At 73.3% G+C, this 475-nt stretch carries 1 protein-coding gene; it reads right to left on the minus strand.

Going from position 1 to position 475, the window contains the following annotated elements; all coding sequences use genetic code 11:
- On the minus strand, positions 1-475 hold a 475-nt coding region (locus FJ658_RS15855), incomplete at both ends, for an AIR synthase related protein (RefSeq protein WP_255447778.1).

The raw sequence follows: 475 nt of genomic DNA on the forward strand, positions 1-475 counted from the left end.
GAAGCGCAGCACCCCCTCGGCGAGGGCGATCGCGAGACCCCCGTCGGCGAGGTCGTGGGCCGCGTTGAGCAGGCCCTCGTAGGCGGCGGCCGACAGCAGCGAGGCGAGCTCCTTCTCGGCGTCGAGGTCGACGGCAGGCGGGCGGCCCCCGAGGTGCCCGTGCACGACGCCCGCCCAGGCGGAGCCGTCGAGCTCGAGCGCGGTGGTGCCGAGCAGGTAGAGGTTGTCGCCCGCGTCCTGCCAACCCGACGGCACGCGGCGGCCCACGTCGTCGATGGTGCCCATCACGGCCACGACGGGCGTCGGGTGGATCGGCACGTCGCCGGTCTGGTTGTAGAACGACACGTTGCCGCCGGTCACCGGGATGCCGAGCTGCAGGCATCCGTCGGCGAGCCCCTCGACGGCCCGCGAGAACTGCCACATCACCTCGGGGTTCTCCGGCGAGCCGAAGTTGAGGCAGTCGGAGACCGCGACC

The organism is Schumannella sp. 10F1B-5-1, assembly GCF_006517535.1.
Taxonomy (GTDB): domain Bacteria; phylum Actinomycetota; class Actinomycetes; order Actinomycetales; family Microbacteriaceae; genus Schumannella.